This window comes from Streptomyces sp. AcH 505 (assembly GCF_000818175.1).
Taxonomy (GTDB): Bacteria; Actinomycetota; Actinomycetes; order Streptomycetales; family Streptomycetaceae; genus Streptomyces.
The window spans coordinates 1,103,002-1,103,880 of the sequence record NZ_JTIY01000002.1 but is presented as its reverse complement, the minus strand read 5'-3'; the positions used below and the strand labels follow the sequence as shown (position 1 = coordinate 1,103,880).

At 70.3% G+C, this 879-nt stretch carries 1 pseudogene; it reads left to right on the top strand.

The window, feature by feature from the left end:
- Positions 1–9: 9 nt before the first annotated feature.
- Positions 10–879, top strand: a pseudogene (locus HY68_RS44390) (hypothetical protein); the annotation flags it as partial.

Sequence of the window (879 nt, the reverse complement as noted above, 5' to 3'; positions counted from 1 at the left end):
GTCGATGCCATGGGCGGCAGCAGCGAGGCCGCCGCGCTGGCCGGGATCCGGGTCTCCCGCATCGTCCTGTTCGCGCTGATGACTTCCGGCATGGTGGCCGCACTGGCCGGGCTGCTGCTGACGTCCCAGCTGTCCACCGGTGACCCCACCGTCGGACCCGGCTACCTGCTCCCTGTCATCGCCGCCGTCTTCCTCGGCTCCACCCAATTCCGCGGCGGCCGATTCAACATCTGGGGCACCGTCCTCGCCGCCTACACCCTCGCCGTCGGAGTCAAAGGCCTCCAACTCGCCGGCCTCCCCATCTGGATCCCCGACCTCTTCAACGGCACCGCCCTCCTCGCCGCCGTCGGCCTCGCCGCCTGGCGGAAACCGACGGTGAATCGCCGGGAGGCCATCCTCCGACTGATCAGGAACAACACCACCACCGCATGGGCCGTCAGACGCAACCGCCGGAACGAACTGCTCGCCCGGGCGACCGCCGCGAACGTCGACGCGGCGTCCGAGGACGCGGCTGACGGCACGTCGCCCGGTGTGGCGCAGGAGATGCCCTGGCCGGGTCGACTGCGGCGGGCGGCGGCGTTCCGCAACGTCTCCGCCTTGTATCTGCTCGCGTTGATGGTCGCGGTGTTCGCGCTATGGGTACCGGACACATTCTTGACGGCGGGGACATGGCGGTCACTGCTCTCCGACCAGGCCGTCACCTGCCTGGTGGCGGTCGGGCTGGTAATTCCGACCGCGGCCGGTGTGATCGACCTGGCCATCGGCGCCGAAGTCGGACTCGGTGCCATCCTCGTCGCCCGGCTGCTGGTCGGCCATGTGCCCACCCCAGCCGCGATCGTGCTGTCACTCCTGGCGGGCGCGGCAGTCGGGGTCTTCTCG